Annotated in this window: 12 protein-coding genes; 7 read left to right on the top strand and 5 right to left on the bottom strand. The window is 39.4% G+C overall.

Annotated features, from left to right (window positions below):
- The first annotated feature begins 39 nt into the window (after nt 1-39).
- Genes R7H07_RS18225 through R7H07_RS18200 form a run of 6 tightly spaced genes read left to right on the top strand, consistent with a single transcriptional unit; the run spans nt 40 to nt 11,241 of the window.
- The gene (locus R7H07_RS18225; RefSeq protein WP_025634154.1) at nt 40-669 is read left to right on the top strand and encodes a hypothetical protein; all 630 of its coding nucleotides are present in this window, start codon (nt 40-42) and stop codon (nt 667-669) included.
- The gene (locus R7H07_RS18220; RefSeq protein WP_025634155.1) at nt 666-1,691 is read left to right on the top strand and encodes a hypothetical protein; all 1,026 of its coding nucleotides are present in this window, start codon (nt 666-668) and stop codon (nt 1,689-1,691) included. The genes R7H07_RS18225 and R7H07_RS18220 overlap by 4 nt, the downstream gene beginning before the upstream one ends.
- On the top strand, nt 1,681-2,802 hold the full coding sequence (locus R7H07_RS18215) for a hypothetical protein (protein ID WP_025634156.1): 1,122 nt from the start codon (nt 1,681-1,683) through the stop codon (nt 2,800-2,802). The genes R7H07_RS18220 and R7H07_RS18215 overlap by 11 nt, the downstream gene beginning before the upstream one ends.
- Nucleotides 2,803-2,804: 2 nt before the next feature.
- A complete protein-coding gene (locus R7H07_RS18210; RefSeq protein WP_025634158.1) occupies nt 2,805-4,289 on the top strand; it encodes a hypothetical protein in 1,485 nt (494 codons plus the stop codon).
- Between the two features lie 8 nt (nt 4,290-4,297).
- The gene (locus R7H07_RS18205) at nt 4,298-10,462 is read left to right on the top strand and encodes a hypothetical protein (protein ID WP_077202327.1); all 6,165 of its coding nucleotides are present in this window, start codon (nt 4,298-4,300) and stop codon (nt 10,460-10,462) included.
- Between the two features lie 2 nt (nt 10,463-10,464).
- Nucleotides 10,465-11,241, top strand: a complete 777-nt coding sequence (locus R7H07_RS18200; protein ID WP_025634161.1) for a prepilin peptidase — start codon at nt 10,465-10,467, stop codon at nt 11,239-11,241.
- Between the two features lie 66 nt (nt 11,242-11,307).
- Here the strand turns inward: R7H07_RS18200 and R7H07_RS18195 are convergent, their stop codons facing one another.
- The 3 genes from R7H07_RS18195 to R7H07_RS18185 are packed head-to-tail and all read right to left on the bottom strand — an operon-like array spanning nt 11,308 to nt 14,325.
- Nucleotides 11,308-11,751 carry a hypothetical protein gene (locus R7H07_RS18195; RefSeq protein WP_025634162.1) on the bottom strand — a complete coding sequence of 148 codons (444 nt, stop codon included), beginning with the start codon at nt 11,749-11,751 and terminating at the stop codon, nt 11,308-11,310.
- Nucleotides 11,744-12,061: a hypothetical protein gene (locus tag R7H07_RS18190; protein ID WP_025634163.1), complete on the bottom strand. Its 318-nt coding sequence runs from the start codon at nt 12,059-12,061 to the stop codon at nt 11,744-11,746. Before R7H07_RS18190 ends, R7H07_RS18195 begins: the two co-directional genes overlap by 8 nt.
- A gap of 20 nt (nt 12,062-12,081) precedes the next feature.
- Nucleotides 12,082-14,325 (bottom strand): hypothetical protein, encoded by a 2,244-nt coding sequence (locus tag R7H07_RS18185; protein ID WP_025634164.1) that lies wholly within the window; start codon nt 14,323-14,325, stop codon nt 12,082-12,084.
- A 172-nt stretch (nt 14,326-14,497) separates the two neighbouring features.
- On the opposite strand from R7H07_RS18185, the gene R7H07_RS18180 reads away from it, so the two are divergent.
- Nucleotides 14,498-15,217: a hypothetical protein gene (locus R7H07_RS18180; protein WP_025634165.1), complete on the top strand. Its 720-nt coding sequence runs from the start codon at nt 14,498-14,500 to the stop codon at nt 15,215-15,217.
- Nucleotides 15,218-15,287: 70 nt separating this feature from the next.
- Here R7H07_RS18180 and R7H07_RS18175 read toward each other — a convergent pair whose 3' ends face one another.
- Nucleotides 15,288-15,944 (bottom strand): hypothetical protein, encoded by a 657-nt coding sequence (locus tag R7H07_RS18175; RefSeq protein WP_025634166.1) that lies wholly within the window; start codon nt 15,942-15,944, stop codon nt 15,288-15,290.
- Nucleotides 15,945-15,953: 9 nt separating this feature from the next.
- Complete coding sequence (locus R7H07_RS18170) at nt 15,954-17,039, bottom strand: ParM/StbA family protein (RefSeq protein ID WP_025634167.1); 1,086 nt, start codon at nt 17,037-17,039, stop codon at nt 15,954-15,956.
- Nucleotides 17,040-17,063: the final 24 nt, after the last annotated feature.

Here is a 17,063-nt window from a genome sequence, read left to right as displayed (position 1 = left end):
ATATTATACAACTATTACCCCCCGCGCAACGAGGCAAACATGAGGTTAGAAGATAGCCTACAAGACCATGTTTTTGATTCAATTAGTAGGTCATTAGGTCTAACTATCAATGAAAAGCAACACCTTCAATTTGCAGTTAACTGGAACACGAATGAGTTGATGCTTTCGTCTTACATGGCTGCTAATGCTCTTAACGGAACATCTACGTTTGACTGCCAGCTGCCTATTGTTTCTATTGATGAAGATGGGGATATAACATCGCTCGAACTCCCCCATGAAATTGATTGGAGCAAGCCAAAGCAACAGTCCCTTCTATCCATAATAGAGATGCACGGTATTCGTCTTGATAAAAGCGAACCTAGTGAAAACTTTAAGACATGGCTAAGGGTTGCACAGCTGAATGAACTACATAGTGTTATTAAGCGATCTGTTGAACACCATCGTAGCAGCAATTCACCGAATGCCCATCAGATTCCGTTGTTATTAGATAGAACAGACTATCTCTTCGAACCTTCGTCAGGTTTGGCCGTACCTAACACGCAATCAATGCTAAGTAATCGTGTTGAAAACCAGATAATCAACCAGACAACCTACAAGCACAATCTAATTCCAGATAACGAAATAGTGGTTAACCCAGCATTAGACATTTCTATTGGGGTGGAAAGATGAAGAAATTCTTTACAATTGGGGTGGCTATAGTTGCATTCATTCCGTACACAAGCCATGCATTCTTAGCTTGGACGATTGTAGATCCAGCCAAAACAGGTCAAAAAGCTAGTCAAACAGCCACTGATGGTATGACAGCAGCTGAAAGAGCGCTGACTAAGTCTCAAGAAATGGCAAACGAGATCAATAACGCGATTAAATCATTCCAAAACGACGACAACCTCAAAGCTTTCCATACAGCTACTGTATCAGGTAGTCACTCTGAAACGCACAATTTGCTAATGCAATCAAAGATGGAAGTTACACCAGGCCTTTGTGAATTTGTTGAGAGGGCGTATGTAGCTAATTTTGATGAACAAGGCTGTCTATTCTTTGATGATGATGGCCTAACTAGTTCACTAGTAATTGAGGGGGAGAAGGTACTTCCTGGAAAACTAGCCGAAGAAACCTTTGATAACCTTAAGTCCAGCATATCTCATAGAGCTCCTATTGGCGCACCTAACCTTCACGAAGAATACACAATCCTTCTAAATGACACCTTTGGGCAAGCAGTATTGAGTGAGTTATCGCACGAAGACCGTTTAGCTATGGATCAGTTAGTTGGTCTATTAACAACTCAAAATCAATCTACGATCCCTCACCCAAAAGACATGAAAGGTTCTGACGATGAACTCAGATTAACTAGAAAACTGAATAGATACCTTCGAAGTGACTTAGCGATTGCCACTATGAAATCGAGTTATATAAAACGCTCCCAATTGAGCGATATGAACTCTATTCAGTCAGATATATGGCAAGGCAGAACGGAAGAGCTTAGCGATATGAAATCCTTAGGAATGCCTGTAGAGACAGTTAATGGGCTGTCTCCTAGGCCGACCAGCGAAAGTGTTGCTCGGATGGATGCAATTCAATCAGCACGATTAGCAAGATACCTTTTGGCCTACTACGAATCACTACTTACAAGAGAAGCCAACCTTGCTCTTAAGACTCAAATTTTAGCGGAGTTAGCAGAAAATGGACTATAACAAACACTCAATAACAGACCTTATTAACAGCATCCCGCTAGAGTCTATTAGGCTTGAAACACCTGACTTTGAATTCGCAAGCCAAGGACAGAGCTTAAGCACCTCTTCTGTAGCTCCCAATTTACCAGAAACTATCAACTTCACTCCAATATCAGAAATAACACCTGACACACCAATAAAACGGTATTCATTTTCACCTACCGTTAACATTGAAAGTACTGGTATCGATGCTGGTGGTATTACAAATGTAGCTGCGAGCTTAAAAAATTCAGCTATTGAGCACTCCGTAGGAAAAGGATCACCTTCAACTGAAGAGCATGTATTGAAGCATACTGAACCTGCTGAGGAAAAGCATATAAAAACAAAAGAAGAACCCCCAGAACAAAAAACTGCATCCCCAGACCAACCAGCAACTATTGAACGTAATGTTGAGAATGAAAACGTTCCTAAACAGGATGAAGAGAAACCAAATAATAGAAAAAAAACTACCCCACCAAGTAAGGAAAACGGAAGGGAGCAGGATAGTGTACAAAATAAAGAAAACAAGAAGGTCGACCAGTACAACCAAAACATAAATACAAATAGGAACTCTTATGGCCTATTTAACCTCAACCATAACGGCTCCAAAGCTCAAGGTGGGCCTTCTTTCTTAACAAACTCCTACAACAAATTAAAAGGAGAACAGCCAGGGTTGAAACAAATCAACAGTGTCATTGATAGGTCAAGAGATCTTCAACAGTCCTACCTGGACCTAAAAGGACTGATTGCAGAAGGAGCACCAGCTTCAACACTTAAAAAAGCTGAGAAAAACTTCGAGAAGATAGCTAGTGACCTAAATAAAAGTGTTTCAAAAGTTCAAAAGGGATTGGACAACCTTGGTCCTAATGCGATTGACCAACTAGGCAAAGCCGTAGGCCAAGACAAGCTATCCCAATGTAAAAAATCACTTGAAACTGCAACTAAATTACTTTCTGGAGAAAACGTTCAGGAAGTAGGTATGCAGACTAGCAAGATTGTCCAGAAAGCTGCGGAAAACATGCACAAAACTGTTGAAAACATTACAAATACAATTAACACAACCATCAACATGCTTGGGTTAGGAAGAGGTTAACGATGAGCAATTTTATTGAGTTAATGGAAAGTGAAAACGTACCAACAAACTTTAAATTTCTTCTAGGATTCCATCAAGAGACCAGCAAGCTTTCGCACTTCGGAATCGCAAAGCACATTGGTTTACTAGATCAATACATTGAAGATAGCGTTGACTTAGGTTTGCTTAACAATATGACGCTTGAAGAACTATGCATTCAGTTTCCTCACCTAAATATGAGTAAAGAAAAGTTATCTATCTTGAAATCAGGAGTACCTTACTTCAATGGCTTGTATCAACTAGAAATAAACAAAGAAGCCTACAAGTATAAGGACCTCTATGACTATTGCACTGATGGTAAATCAATTGTTCTGAACCTAAACAATAAACCCATAATATTTTTGCCTAGCGAAAATGATTACTATCAACTACAGCTCGATATTAGTAGCAAAAACCACTCTAACGAAATCGTTTTTTGGCTTGATTGCGCTGGCTTATTACCTACAACAGCCACCGAATCATCGGCTCCCGGTACAGGGATCGCCATACAAGAACAAGTCATGGCAAATAACTACTATATAGCCATAGCACCTGAAAGTGAGATTGTTCGTAACCTTTCTAGGATAGACTCCAGTGTATTCTCGAAAGTTAATGAAAAGCTATATGAAGACCAATTACCACATCAGGCCGAAGGGTGTATTGAATTTCTTTCTTTTGCGGAAAAGCACCTGATACACAAGATCCACTTCAATATTATAGATAGCTCTATCAATAGAGTCGTCTGTCTAAATCAAATGGTTACTGAATCTTTTGATTGGACTTCTCTAGGTATGTATCAGGGGTTAAAGCTATTTTTGCAAGAATCCGGCATACCTACCAAAGCTTTAAATGAAACCCCGTATTCAGGTTTCACGGTTATAGAAATGCTTACATCAGAACATACTGATGAAAGCTTTGAATGCGGCATTAAAATAAACTCAATCCCTATCCCTGGCGGCTATACCCTAATTTTGGACATGATGTACACATCTGAGTTTGAGATAGAGACAAATCAGACAAGCACTCCTGAAATTCAAGAGGGAATTGTTCAGTTAAGCTTCGGGAGTATTAAACAAGATCCACTTGGTGGAATGATCAATAGCGTACGAGAGCATTTGAATGAAGAAAATGGAGATACATTTCTAGCGTATGAAGATTCATTTCCTATCTACTTAACAGATCTTGTTCACACAAACCTCTCAGGTGATATCAATAGTTTACTCTCACAGTACGCTTCTTCAGGTATGCAGTTCCTAATAATTGGAGAAATCTCTAGCGAATTCATTGCCAATACTGCACTGATTGCAGCACAAAATGGCTTTATGGTGTTCGGATGGGTTTATTCGGCCACAGAGTCAGGCGCACTAAAAAAATTCACGTATAAACAATCTATTTATAGACAAAGCGAACCTCATGCACTTGGGCAACTCGTTAGACCTATCCAAATTGAACATGAAACTAGCGAGTAGGGGGAACTATGAATCACAATACACCTAGTAACATTGTAGAAAGACTAGAAGCAAGTCTCCGAGGCACGGTCTATGCCACTAAAAAAGACCGTAACAAAACTATTTTGAGAGATTATGGACATCCATTCGGACGCTCCAAGAACTCAATGGGTGCTAGTTTAAAGCTTTCCGATTACGTGAATGGAAAGTCAAAAAGTCTCAATGAAACTTATTCGAGGGAATTTGCAGAAGTTCATTGGGCTAAAGCCGCTGCATTGGCCATCCATCTAACATCTGGATTTGAAGTCTATTCAAAAAATGGTATTTCTGAATTCTTTGAAGAGCGTAAAAAGCTCGGAAAAATTGCAAGTGAGCTCAGGGCTACCGGAGACGATGTATATAAAAATCCTGAGTATGTGGCCGCTAAAAACAAAGCATATGAAGCATGGCAACGTAGGTTTAGTCCAGAACACAACTCAGCATCAATCTTAGATAAAACTCACAAAGCTCAAGATTCACTTTTAAGTGAGTTCTCTAGCCAAGCAGTTAAACTTGGGTACATAGATCATTCTTCACTTTTTAGATTAGAGAAGCTAGTTAGAGAAAACATAAAGTCTCTAAATAACGGGGTTCATGAAAATGAACTAGCTAATCCTGCTCAAATGTATCAACACAAAGCTGAACTTTATGAGCTAATGTTGAGCGAAACGTATCAAGCAGACACTAAATCACTGCAGCTTCTTGGTAAAAATATGTTTCAAGAGCACTTAAGTGAGATACAAAGTTACGCAGATAGTCAAAAGTACACAAGCTCTAGTGGTAAGCGCGTTGATTTTGACATTGACCTAAACTCATACGCTGACTCTCCAACTATTGGTGAAAATGGTGCAAAAGTCGGAGGTATCGCTAAGGAATTCCACCACAAAGGCGGTAAAAAGTCAGAATGGTCGGTTGCAGCTGGGATTAGGGTTTTTTACAACGACAAAAATCCGAGTGACATAACGCCAACGGTCTCACTTGCCGTCGGTATTTCGCTTATAGGTCGAGACTCTACATTTATCAGTTTTAAACCTGACTTCAAAGGCTGGTGCGAACGTCTACCTTGTGCCCCTTTGGGTAACGAGGCAAACCTAACAGCTGAGCAAGCTCGTCTTGCTCACGAAACTCGTCAAAAAGAACTAGCGGATAAAATAGCTGCCTCCGCAAAAGAAGCAGAGCTTAAGCATCAACAGAAGATGCAAGAGATAGCTGAAGCTAACGCTAAACGTGAGATCGAGGTTAAAACCTTAATTGATGCCAATTTCGAAAAACCAGAACTCACTAAAGATTCCGTAAAAGGCACTTATATCCAAAAAAAACATTTGGAGGCCTTACTAAACTATCCAGAACTCCATGGTCTGATGAGACTAACATCTTTATACGACCAACCAGCGGTTAGCATTCAAATGGGCCCTAATGTGGAGGAGACTAGAGGGTTACAGTTCTTAGCCCATAATGGCTCTCCCTGGAACAAAGAAAATCCCACTAACAAAATGTTTGAAGTCATGAATGACGACATGAAAAACAATTTTGTTCAACTCGGCAATATTACACCTAAGACAACGATCATAACGAGTGAAGGCTTTGCTAATGGAGGGTCTTTGTTTATCGCCGCTAAGGAACGTGGTTTAGATGTTGCTGTTGTTTGTGCGATGTTTGCTAATAATATCTCTCACGCAATAAAGCGGTACAGCCAGGACTACCCTAACAACCCCCTATTAAACGCCTCAGATAATGACTGTTTTTTAAAAGCCCCTACGAGTGAACACTCGATTAGAGCTCTTAATTTGAATACAGGCGCGAAGGTCGCTCTTCAAGCTTACGACGAATTTGGGGTAAAAAGCTTTAGCGTTGATTGGGAAAAGTTAGATGTACTTCCAGAAGCCACTGCAATTAAGGCTACAGACTACAATAATTTATTCGATATTTTTGAATATGATAAAGCTATAGAAGTTATGGGAGACCAGTTAGAGCTGGTAATAAGCAACAATACTACACCATCAAAAGAGTATGTCGCTCCCAGGAAATTTCTGGATGCAGAAAGAGATAAATTCACTGATATCTTTGATGCATATGGCATCGATGGGACCCTACTAACCACTAGCTTTCCCGTTGGAATGCAATTCGAAACTCCAAAAGCAGTATCCGTAGAACAAGAGCGAATAGATCACCGAGTCTCTGAGCTACCTGTTCAAGAAGCTAACGTAGCTCCTAATGAACATAATATAGAACGAATAGTGTCATATTCGCTACAACGTCACATCGACGGAGATTGGCAAACTATTGAGAAAGCAGACACCGCTAAAGAAATTTTAATAAACCTAGAAATTGAAAAGGGACACGCAGTTCAGATAGCTTATGAGAAGTTTTCTCAAGCTGAAAAAAACCTTGATAGTGCTTACACCAAAGCTCTCGAATATGTTGGTTCAACATACAGATGCTTTGACGAGGAATCAAAAGTACCTTTTACTTCCGCAGATACATACAACGATATTAGGGATATTCAATTGGCCCATGATGTCGTTTTGCTTGTTGAGAATGAAACGGGAACATTTGCTAGACCAATAAGAGTTTCTGAAGATGGTGAGCTTGTTATCGGAGGTAGCAAAGGGCTGAAACAACCGAGATACAACAGCAGAGCAGACCTTGCACAAGACATCAACGCTGTAGTCGAATCAATATATTTTAGTAACAATAATTATCAGTGGCTTACTGATCAAAACTTTGTATTACGAGATATTGATGCAGATGGTAAGCCAGACAGAACTACTTCAAGGACATTTGAGGAAGAATTCGGCCTCAGCGTATCGGAAGTAATGTCTACATTAGTGGACCCAAGGTCGATACAAGCAAAGCTCGAAAACTCAAATCAGACAATCAAAATAAATTGTACGACGACAAACGAACTTGAACCAGTAACTGAATTAGAAATTGACAGTAATGAAGTTGCTTATGAGCTTGACAGAATCAGCTCTCAACCAAACATTATTGATATCGATACATCTGCTTTTTCTAGTGCAGATCAAAACTTCTATATCGAACCCGCTGAGCGGCAGTCAAAACCTTACACAGTTAAATCATTTGCACCTAATGGAGCTGTAAACGGTAACTATGAGTTCGATTCATTGGCTCTTGCAGAGAATAAAATTGACGCATTGAATGGCACTAAATTCACCATACCTACAACCGTTTACTATATTTCAAAGCATGGTGAAACGCCTATATCAACAACAATCGACCCTGTGGATTTACCGCTATTGCAGCCAAAAGCACCACTGCAAGAGGAACCTGGTCAACTTTCTCGAGAACTAGAAACCTGCTTAGTACAAATTGATTCAACAGATTGGGGGACGTACGAACTCCCAATATCAAATGATACCCCGATAATGTTGAACCAAGAGGGTAGCTGGGTTAATGCATCAACTGGAGAGCCGACAAAGACTCTTAGCTTAATTGAGCTATACAACATCGAAAACGCCCATACAGAAGGTTTAGATAACGATAATGAATTAACCTTAGATAGTACCAACTTCGCAGAGCTTGCTGCCGATGGTGGCTTCGATATTGATTTCAGAGAACAATATACAGGCTTGGACCATGATCTTATTGAAACCACACATGAAATAGAACCCATTGTCGATGATTTCAACTTTGATATTGACACATTAGCTAACCTTGACATGAATGAACTGGAACCTGAAATAGAGGGAGCCCAGTTAGAACAGCTCAAAGAAAATATAGTTGATGCTATTGACCTAGAAACAGACAACGAGCCTGTAAACCACGAGCAAGAACTGACTAACCCTGACGCTTGGTCCGATGAACTCACTCACGGCAATCATAACCTGGAAGAGAGCATTGAGGTTGAGGCAGAAACGGATAGCCCAGAATTACTCGATAATGCAGATGACTGGTTGGATGAATTATCTGAACTTGACGCCCCATCGTTTAAACCCTCAACAATCGACCCATTAGAGAGCGATATGCCTGATTTTTCAGGTATGGAAGACGTTGAATGGGGTCTTGATGATTTCGGCATAGATGAGGAAGAGCAAACCATTAGTGTTGCTGGCTCAGAACATGTTGAAAACCAGGGCACAATAGATTTGTTTGAGTTAGCTGACCAAGAAGTGGAAGTCCAATCCGTATCTAACGAACAGCCATCATCTGTAAGTCAAGCAGAAAGACACAGTATAGATACGACAATCAATGACGTAAGTATTGAATTGGGTCAAGTTGACCCCAAGTCCGATGGACTGGATCTTAAGCATCAGAAAACTACAGGGGTAGGCGAGCGTTCCTTGGCTGAGCAATCTATGGAGAAGATTGATAGAACGACAGATGTGCTTGTCAACTCTACAACAAGACCACCAAACAGCGATGAACAAGTAATAAAAACTAATACTGGGGCAAAATCATTAAGTCAGCTAGTGTTAGATGAACTAAATGCTACAAGTATTAACTTTAGTGACCAGTTCACACCAAAAGATACTTTTGTTGGAATTTCAAGCTTTACGACGGTAGGTGCCTGGGCCGATAGTTCGAAATATTGGAAATCAACAACCACTGTAGAAGCCTCTACTTTGAATGTTAGAAGTGAAATCGATTTACCTTTAGTAGACGTAGAAGCTCCAGATGTTAATGTGCCAACAACAGAACAATTAACGTCTATATTCGATAAATCTAAGCAGAAAGCTTGGAATGAACAACGAGCCGCAAACTCAATCCAGGCGCAAGTCGAAATGTTTGAGGAAATTGCGCTTTCTGAGAACCAAAACTTTAATGCGAACCTAGATGTTGCACCAGACCTTGATGGTACTTCCTCTTCCTATAACCCTAATAGTGAACAGACATCCTCAGATGCGATACCGTCAAAAGACACAACAAGCCCTGACATAGAAAATACAGCTCCTGCAAACGAGATAAAGGATGAATCCAGAAATGGACAACACCAAAGTGAGATAGAAAAGGAACTTTTAAAAGTACTTCAGTCACTCAAATCCTCAGATAAGGAGAGTGTGGCCCATCTTACTGGACTACTTACAAACATAGCTGAGAGTGCAGCCAAAAATGCCATAGACGTCCATGACGTTAAAAGTAGAATTGAGACACCACATAAAGTAGAAGTGACTAACCAATCAGAGGAGCCTATCCAGGTTGTAACCAAAACATTCTCGGAGACAACAAAGGTCAATATTAATGACTTCGACTTCGATGATAATCCTGATGTAAAAGCTTATGTGAAACTTGCTAATGAACTTGTAGGCGACAAAGGACAGTCAGCTATACAAAAGAAAGCAGCCTTCCTATACGCATCAAAGACATCTCCAGAATCAGATACCAAAGAGCTAACTCAAAAAGCACTTGAAGTATTGGTATCAATAAAAAAACCTGAAGACAACTTAGCTAAACAAGAATATGCATCTAAAGCTAGTGAAATAGGCAATTGGTTGGCGACTGAAGCTAGAGTGGGGATGATGATCGAATCTACACGCAATGAGCAAGGCTACGTGACGAAATTTTCTGCTCTTGATAAAAAGCTACACGCAAAGGTACATGAATATCTTACCACGCCTTCAAGCCCAATTAAGGGCGCTAATGACCCTATATACTTTAGTCGAATTTGTCTAAAGGACGCTATTGAAAAACGTCAAATACCTGAGGATACGCTTAGGCAAGCTCTTTTCGGCATATGGAATAGCCCTGTGGGTAATACAGGTGAACTATCTAAATACTACAACAAAGTTGCTACCAGACTGCACGAAACTGGAGTAAGGAAGGTAGTTAACGATCTTAAAGAGAAAGGTATTATTGAGAATGACCCTAGTAGTAGACAAAATCTACTGTATGAAGACCCACTAGATGGGACACAAAAGTCCTTAAAGATTTCAAGTTTAAAATCTGCAGCAGCTGGTTTGGTAGCAGAACGTGAAATACAAGCTGCAAAAGAAATGCCTCGAACAGCGAAGAAGAATCAACGTGAGCCATACAGCTACTTCGTAGCTAAAGCATTTGAGAATCTAACTGAAATTAGTACTCCTTTAAAAACGGAGATTGATTTAGATAAGCCATGGAGAGCAACATTGCGAAGAGGTGATGGTTCGCGTTCTGATATGAACTCCAAAGAGCAAGAAACTATGGAGATTACAAGATAACAATGATTTCTTATCTGTTCCTGGTAATTACTGGTAGTCTCATTGCAAAGATCACTTATGTCATAGCTGGATTACTGCCACAAATTGAAGAAGATGAGATCAGAAATGATCTCATCACCTATTATCCTGAATACTCTTTAGAACCAAGTAACCGTGAAGGACGGTTTGACTTCACTAGCTTATGCAAAAGTGTTGGATACTGGGTACCTTTCTCCTGCATTGCTGGTGGCCTGAAGGGAAACAACCAAACTTATAAAGAGGTATTTGTATTAGAAATTACCGTAGCCGCTTCAACGGTGACTCTATACCAAATAGCAACTTCATTTGAGCAGTTTCTTTTAATGCTCATTTTCTTTTGCCTAACAGCAATGGCGTTTTTGGTTGACCTAGCGAGTCAATTTCTACCAGAAAAACTAACAAATTTCATTTTATGGTCTGGTTTGGTTCTGGCTTGTACAGAGTATGGCTATCTATCTTCCGAAGAATCGCTTAGCGGTGCTTTATTAGGGTATGGGCTTCTTTACCTTTTCAATACTATGCATAAAGTGCTTTACAAAAATATTGGAATGGCAAATGGTGATTTAAGGCTGGGGGCTGGTATAGGGGCTTGGGCTGGCGTAGAGATAACAATGCTCACAATACTCTTTATGTTTGTGTTCATCGTCATAACATACATAAGAGGAACGAGAGGGCAGTATCCACTGGGGCCATATATAGTGATAAGCTCTTACATAGCATTCATAGTCAACAATCCCAGTTTTTTAACTATTAATTTTTAAATTAAAGCAGCTATCGTAGCTGCTTTATTTTCTAATATGAATAGTAATATGGGCCCTACCAAACCACTACCTCATGTTACTTTCATCCAACCCATATTCTGTCTCCGCTAAATCGAGTAGCAGATTTAAAAACTCATCATTCGTTGAAGACTTAGCTACTCTCTTACATAAGGAATCAAACCTTTTTTTGGTAAGCTTAGACAGTGCCATTGTGGTTGTTGAAGTTTTATCACGAGATTTCGCAGCATGAAACAAACCGACGAACTTATCTACTCTAGACTCTGGAAAGAAAACCAATAATTGCATGAAAGTAGACCGAATCTTCTGTACATCCGTTTCATCAATTTTATTAAGCTGAGATTGAATTGCTTTAGATGTTGTACGAAAACCATCCGGGTCATTGCAGTGGTTAAGTGCCAAAAAATTATCGTTAGCATCCAGAATCCACTTTAAAAACTGGTAGTTATTTGGCCCACGTATGTTAACTTTTTTGCTTAATGAATTAGACATGAGTATCGGCCTTTTTATACAGCGTGAAAAACACGGTCGTCCATAACCAAGCTAAAACGTAAAATCCCTCGCCGGGAGGAGCTGTAAGCAAACATCCAATAGATACAATTACCACTGCAACCTCAACGGCCTTTAAGAGGGTAGGAGATAGTACTCCACCTTTGAACTTATGAATGATGCATAGCAAACCAAGTACAAATGCCGACGTCATAAAGACTAAGACTGCATTTCCTTCAACAACTGATGACACCAAACTTACGGTAGCAAATAGGGCAAGTAACATCATAAATTTGTTAAAAATCTTTAGCATTTGTACTCCTGATCTCTTAGTTATATATACTCAAAGTCAGCATGCTTAGAAGCTTCAGTACCTACGTACGAGTATTCCGCTTTTCTCACACGAACAAAGAGGGGGCTATAGCTATTATGTTGGTTGAAGTGGCCAACAGCATGGTTTCTTTCGTCAGCGATAGCTCTTTCGATTAAAGCTGATTTAAACTCGCTATACGTAGTGCTCCTATTACCATCGGAATCCTCAGGTAACTCCAAAATCAAATTCAATATCAAATCTGAAAATTTATCATTTGGTTCTGGTAGCTCAGAGTCGAGTCTATCGAGTAAGGAAATCGAATCTGATATCACACGGTAGATTAGAATATCAGTAAATTTAAGCTTCTCGAGATCATTAGAAAACTCAGAATCGATGCCTTCAACTCTGTTTAGAATTGAGCCGAGAACATCGTTAATAGCAACGTCTGACTTGGATTTGAGTATTTCTTCATCAACCTCACTACTTTTGAGTGACATCAGAGTAGAACAAAGCTCATCGACAACGATTTGAATTGATTTTTCATAAATTGAGTCTCTTGTAGTTAGCAATCGCTCGCAGAATGACATGTGTCTTTCAGCAATATGAATCCTTTCAAGTTCTGAGTTCAACAAAGATCTCCTAGATTCACCTGCCTTTTCATACTGAGAAACTTTTCTGTTTAATCGTTGCAGTTCCTCTTGTAACTTATCAACTCTTAACGAGAAATCAGAGCACTCTGCTTTTAACAAACGTAAGTCAGAAGAGGTTGATTCAAGAGATTCGATTTTCTCAAGCTTCACCTTCTTATCTGCCTTAGCTTTTCTCAACTGTGTACGATTAGATGCAATTGAAGCGTTAGCTTTCTTGGCTCGTTCAATATATAAACTGGCAAGTTCAATTAGTCTTAGATAAAGAGGTTGTCGAGCGCCTTTATAAATGCTTCTTTGAGATTCAATAGCGCTTCTAGTGCATCTCTTTAAAGAGTCAACGCTATCCCTATTAAAAAGCACGAGCTGGTCTTTCTTAAGAATAATGTCCTTAGCAATAAAATCTTCAAAACGTTCGTCATACAGCTTTGCTGTCCTCTCAGATATCTCTTTTATGCTTTTCTCGCGGAATTCAGAGTTACTTAACGTTTGGTTTGGTGCATTCTTTAGTACGTCCATCATTATTTCTTCTGAACGACGAAGAGAAACATCAACGTTATCCAGTAACAGCTCAGTAGGACGAAGAGTATTGCTCTCATCAATCGTGCATAATCCCGCTCTAACGAAATACATTAAAGCGTCTTGCACTTTGAAAGGTATGTCAGAACCATAAGAGACATTATTCAATAAATTTGAGCGCTCTTGTAGAAACTCTAAATCTGAGTCACTTCTTAATGCGCGAGCTTGGGCCCGTACTGCTCTTGATATTTGGCATGAAAATAGGGCAATTGAAATCTCATCAACAACTTTAAAAATCTTAGCTGCAAATCTTGTAATCCTATTATCTAAAGAGTTAGTTAGGGTCAAGTAGCCTAATCGCTCATCTAGCCACATGAAATCCTTATGACAGATAAGCAAAGAGTGAGCTAATTCCTCTCTTTTATGTACAGGCAGCTTTTTAGGCATGAGAGGTAGTAAGATTTGCTCTTGTATCATCCCATTGAACTTTACAGCTCGTTCTGCGTGGTTAAGAAGGTTTTCTAACTTAACGTTAAAGTTGTTTGGAATAAGGAAAAGCGTAGACTCTTTAGTATTTCTCTCACGACCCTTTATACGTGTGTCATTGAACTCAAAATAGAGCCTCTTAATTTTGAGTTGTCTCGTGTCGACTTTTGGTCTGAACTCTAGGATTTTCATCAGCCCCAAAACATTAAATGGTTTTTCACTAAATGCTTCTTGATGTCCAAGCTTGGGGTTAAAACTCTGATATTTGGGATCGGCTAAACGTTGGGCAAGTAGCCCAATTTCAATTGGGACCTGAGAGTACAGGTAATCAAACAGATTTTCGAAAAACTCATCCCACGATTTAACTAGTTCCTTGCCAAACGAATCTACAAGTACACTCTTGATGACACGGATTCTTTCGGTACTAACAGTTGCTTCTGGGTACTCCACGTCAAGAAATTCTTTAATCTGAGCTTGAGTATGTGGACCCTCACCATTTAGCCCTAGTGCCAACTCTAAAATTCGGGCGTTGCGTTTGGGATTCTCTAGTAGTTCAATCTTTTGAACAATGTCTGCCAGCCTAGAGATAAGTAACTTTTTGGTTTTTGGCATTCTTATCACCTTAAATCAAAGGTTTACTACTTTTGTATTTATTATATTGCGGTAATAACCATATTGCTAAGAATTCTATTATATATTATAGCAAATGTTAAGTCAGCTTTGTGTTAATAAAATTAGATATATGCTATAAATGGACTATAAACAATAGAAAGTGGAGTTCACAATGACTGTAGAGCTAGAAGAGTTAAAAAGCCCTTGGGTGGAACTGTATGAACAATGTTTAGAATCAGCATACGATTACCCTTACAGTGACTTAGAAGGTTTCCCTGGCTTATACGCCAGAAGACTTAAAACAGCAATTTTGCTAAAACAAAATAGGAACAAAAAAATCAGTATAACTGAAGCAAGTACGATTGCAGATAGAGCAGCAAAACACACCCTAGTCGAACTTAGGGCTAAGTTCACAGAGCGTTGTAGTTTTTCACACATCAAAAACGAGCTCAGAAAGGGTAGTGCTAGCCAGATTCCAGGAAGAAAAATAATAGACAATGGTATGGCTGCAAAATTCATGAACATTGTCGTTGGTTTCCCTACCTATAAACTAAGTTCTAACGAGATTAAATTTCTCCTTTCGAAATTCGATAGTGACTTAGTACACTACGATAGTGAGAAGTGGTACATAACGATCAAGGTTTTTGAATTGCATTTAGAAGAGGCGGAACCGACACCACAAGAGATGGCTGTTCTGGATAGCGTTGCACGATCTTCAATTCCTAGCATTATTGCATACACATTGGACTCAGATTACAAGATCGACTGGAAGGACTTTTTTAACGCTGTTAAAGCAAGAGTTAAAGAAACAGTTAAACAAGGTTTTAATAGGTTCAAAAGTCGGAAAGGGGACTTAGACAATGAACAAATTGAGGCTCTCTTTGACGAATAAAATCGCTACCAACTCCTTTCAAAAGTGGGGCTTAACTAAACAGTGCTAAGCCCCATTAGCCCCATTTTTCTTAAGCTATCAGCAATGACTCCATGTTGAAATTATCAATAGCTAAGCTATCAGAGACACCATCTTTACTTTCAAGATAATCATCTTTCGTAGAAAAAGCATCTGGCTGTTCAGTTTGCCCCTCAACAGCTCTAAAGCCAATAGGGTGGTTTGAAAGCTTTTCAATACTTGAAGCTATTTTAGCCAAATGTTGCTCAACATTTTCGAGTGTCTTGTACTCATTACACTTAAACCTTTCTTTATTACTTTGGTTTTGAAGGAAATGAATAGCAGAATTCATCATATTGATAGCATGTTGGTTGACATCATTAAGAGCTTGCTTGGGATCGTTTTCGGAATGTGCAGACAAATAAGTATGAACGAGACCTTGGTGATACACAGAAGAATCCGTTATGTGTATGCTAGCTCTTCTCTTTACTTTATCAATGTGTAACCCTAAGTTGCGGCACCAATCCCAGTCTCTGATCTCATGAGGGAGGATGTTATCAAAATAATACATAAGCTTATCGAACTCACCCTCTTCGATGAAATACCCAATTCTAATTAACTCTTCGACTAACGATTTGAGAGTTATTGATTTTGAATTCGCTAACTCTCGGCATTCTGTTGAGTAATCATTTGGTATCCTTATTTCCACTTTTAATGAAAAGCGCCCCATGACCTTTGCCTACTTATTCTTTTTGTTGTTTTGGTACCAAAGCTCTGCAAACAACTCAAGGCCCCAAGCGTTTAGCTTGTCTGCTTCATCTGGTATGAGGAATGAGTTGTTATCTTTACCGTAATACTCTTCAATTAAAGGTGTAATTTCTTCACGCAATGCGGCAATAGTACCTCCAATGAATATGATTAAATCAATATCTACAGCTTTAGATAAGGTATCAGTGATTGCGCCAAAAATCTTACTAGCTAGCTCCTTCCGTGCATTCTCTGCCCATTCTGAATGATCTTTTTCAACCCCCCGAACTGTAACAATACCTTCATCAATTAACTTACGGCACTGCTGATGTGTGGGTGTGGTGAAACCTAAATCGTAAAGGTAGTTGGATGCTTTTTTGACAATCTGATTGAACCCGATGTCCTGGGTGACAGAACGATCCATATCAATAGTTCCATCGTCAAACACAGCTATATCAGTTGTTTTACCACCAGGATCAGCGATTGCGATCGTTTTTCCTATGTATTCAGGGTTATGTACCAACATCCCTGAATCATCTCTCTTAAATAGGAATACACGAAGGGCTGCTAGTGCTTCGGGCTGAACAAGTAGAGCTTCAATATTTGACTTCCGCAGCTTCGATTCCGGGTCAGTACCTAAGTGATCAAAAGATCTCTGCATAGAGAGCATCTTTTGCTTAACATTGTTTTCGTTGACGGACCCATCTGTTTTAAAGAACTGTCTTAATGGCATTCCAGTACAAAGAACGTACTTTTTATTGAGTAACTCATCTCCAAATTGATTTAAGCCATGCTGCAGTAAAACCTGAGCTGCTTCACTATTGGAGAAGTCATCGTTCCTGGGAATAGGTTGTTTTACCTCACCAATGGTGTAAGCGTTACCTGTAACAGCAGAAGTAAATTTCGTTTGAACAGGAGCATTACTTGATACTGAAAAGGTTTCATCTAGTACCGCAAAACGTTCAGTCGAACGTTGGATGTGTGTAGGAAAGGAGGTTTTAACAGATTCAGCTGAGATCTTATGTTGGGCATTACCGTCATCATACCCAATAAATAGTGTTGAACAGTCGTTAAACATAGTAAAATATCTCTATTGTTTTTT

Origin of the sequence: Vibrio sp. Vb1127, assembly GCF_033338735.1 — a bacterium.
In the GTDB taxonomy this organism is placed as follows: Bacteria; Pseudomonadota; Gammaproteobacteria; order Enterobacterales; family Vibrionaceae; genus Vibrio; species Vibrio alginolyticus.
This window is presented reverse-complemented; position numbering and strand designations above follow the sequence as displayed.

What these genes read in the sequence shown, in the direction of transcription:
- R7H07_RS18225 (WP_025634154.1), top strand. Translation starts at nt 40, where the DNA reads ATGAGGTTAGAAGATAGCCTACAAGACCATGTTTTTGATTCAATTAGT.
- R7H07_RS18180 (WP_025634165.1), top strand. Translation starts at nt 14,498, where the DNA reads ATGACTGTAGAGCTAGAAGAGTTAAAAAGCCCTTGGGTGGAACTGTAT.
- R7H07_RS18200 (WP_025634161.1), top strand. Translation starts at nt 10,465, where the DNA reads ATGATTTCTTATCTGTTCCTGGTAATTACTGGTAGTCTCATTGCAAAG.
- R7H07_RS18220 (WP_025634155.1), top strand. Translation starts at nt 666, where the DNA reads ATGAAGAAATTCTTTACAATTGGGGTGGCTATAGTTGCATTCATTCCG.
- R7H07_RS18195 (WP_025634162.1), bottom strand. Translation starts at nt 11,751, where the DNA reads ATGTCTAATTCATTAAGCAAAAAAGTTAACATACGTGGGCCAAATAAC.
- R7H07_RS18210 (WP_025634158.1), top strand. Translation starts at nt 2,805, where the DNA reads ATGAGCAATTTTATTGAGTTAATGGAAAGTGAAAACGTACCAACAAAC.
- R7H07_RS18190 (WP_025634163.1), bottom strand. Translation starts at nt 12,061, where the DNA reads ATGCTAAAGATTTTTAACAAATTTATGATGTTACTTGCCCTATTTGCT.
- R7H07_RS18185 (WP_025634164.1), bottom strand. Translation starts at nt 14,325, where the DNA reads ATGCCAAAAACCAAAAAGTTACTTATCTCTAGGCTGGCAGACATTGTT.
- R7H07_RS18175 (WP_025634166.1), bottom strand. Translation starts at nt 15,944, where the DNA reads ATGGGGCGCTTTTCATTAAAAGTGGAAATAAGGATACCAAATGATTAC.
- R7H07_RS18215 (WP_025634156.1), top strand. Translation starts at nt 1,681, where the DNA reads ATGGACTATAACAAACACTCAATAACAGACCTTATTAACAGCATCCCG.
- R7H07_RS18205 (WP_077202327.1), top strand. Translation starts at nt 4,298, where the DNA reads ATGAATCACAATACACCTAGTAACATTGTAGAAAGACTAGAAGCAAGT.
- R7H07_RS18170 (WP_025634167.1), bottom strand. Translation starts at nt 17,039, where the DNA reads ATGTTTAACGACTGTTCAACACTATTTATTGGGTATGATGACGGTAAT.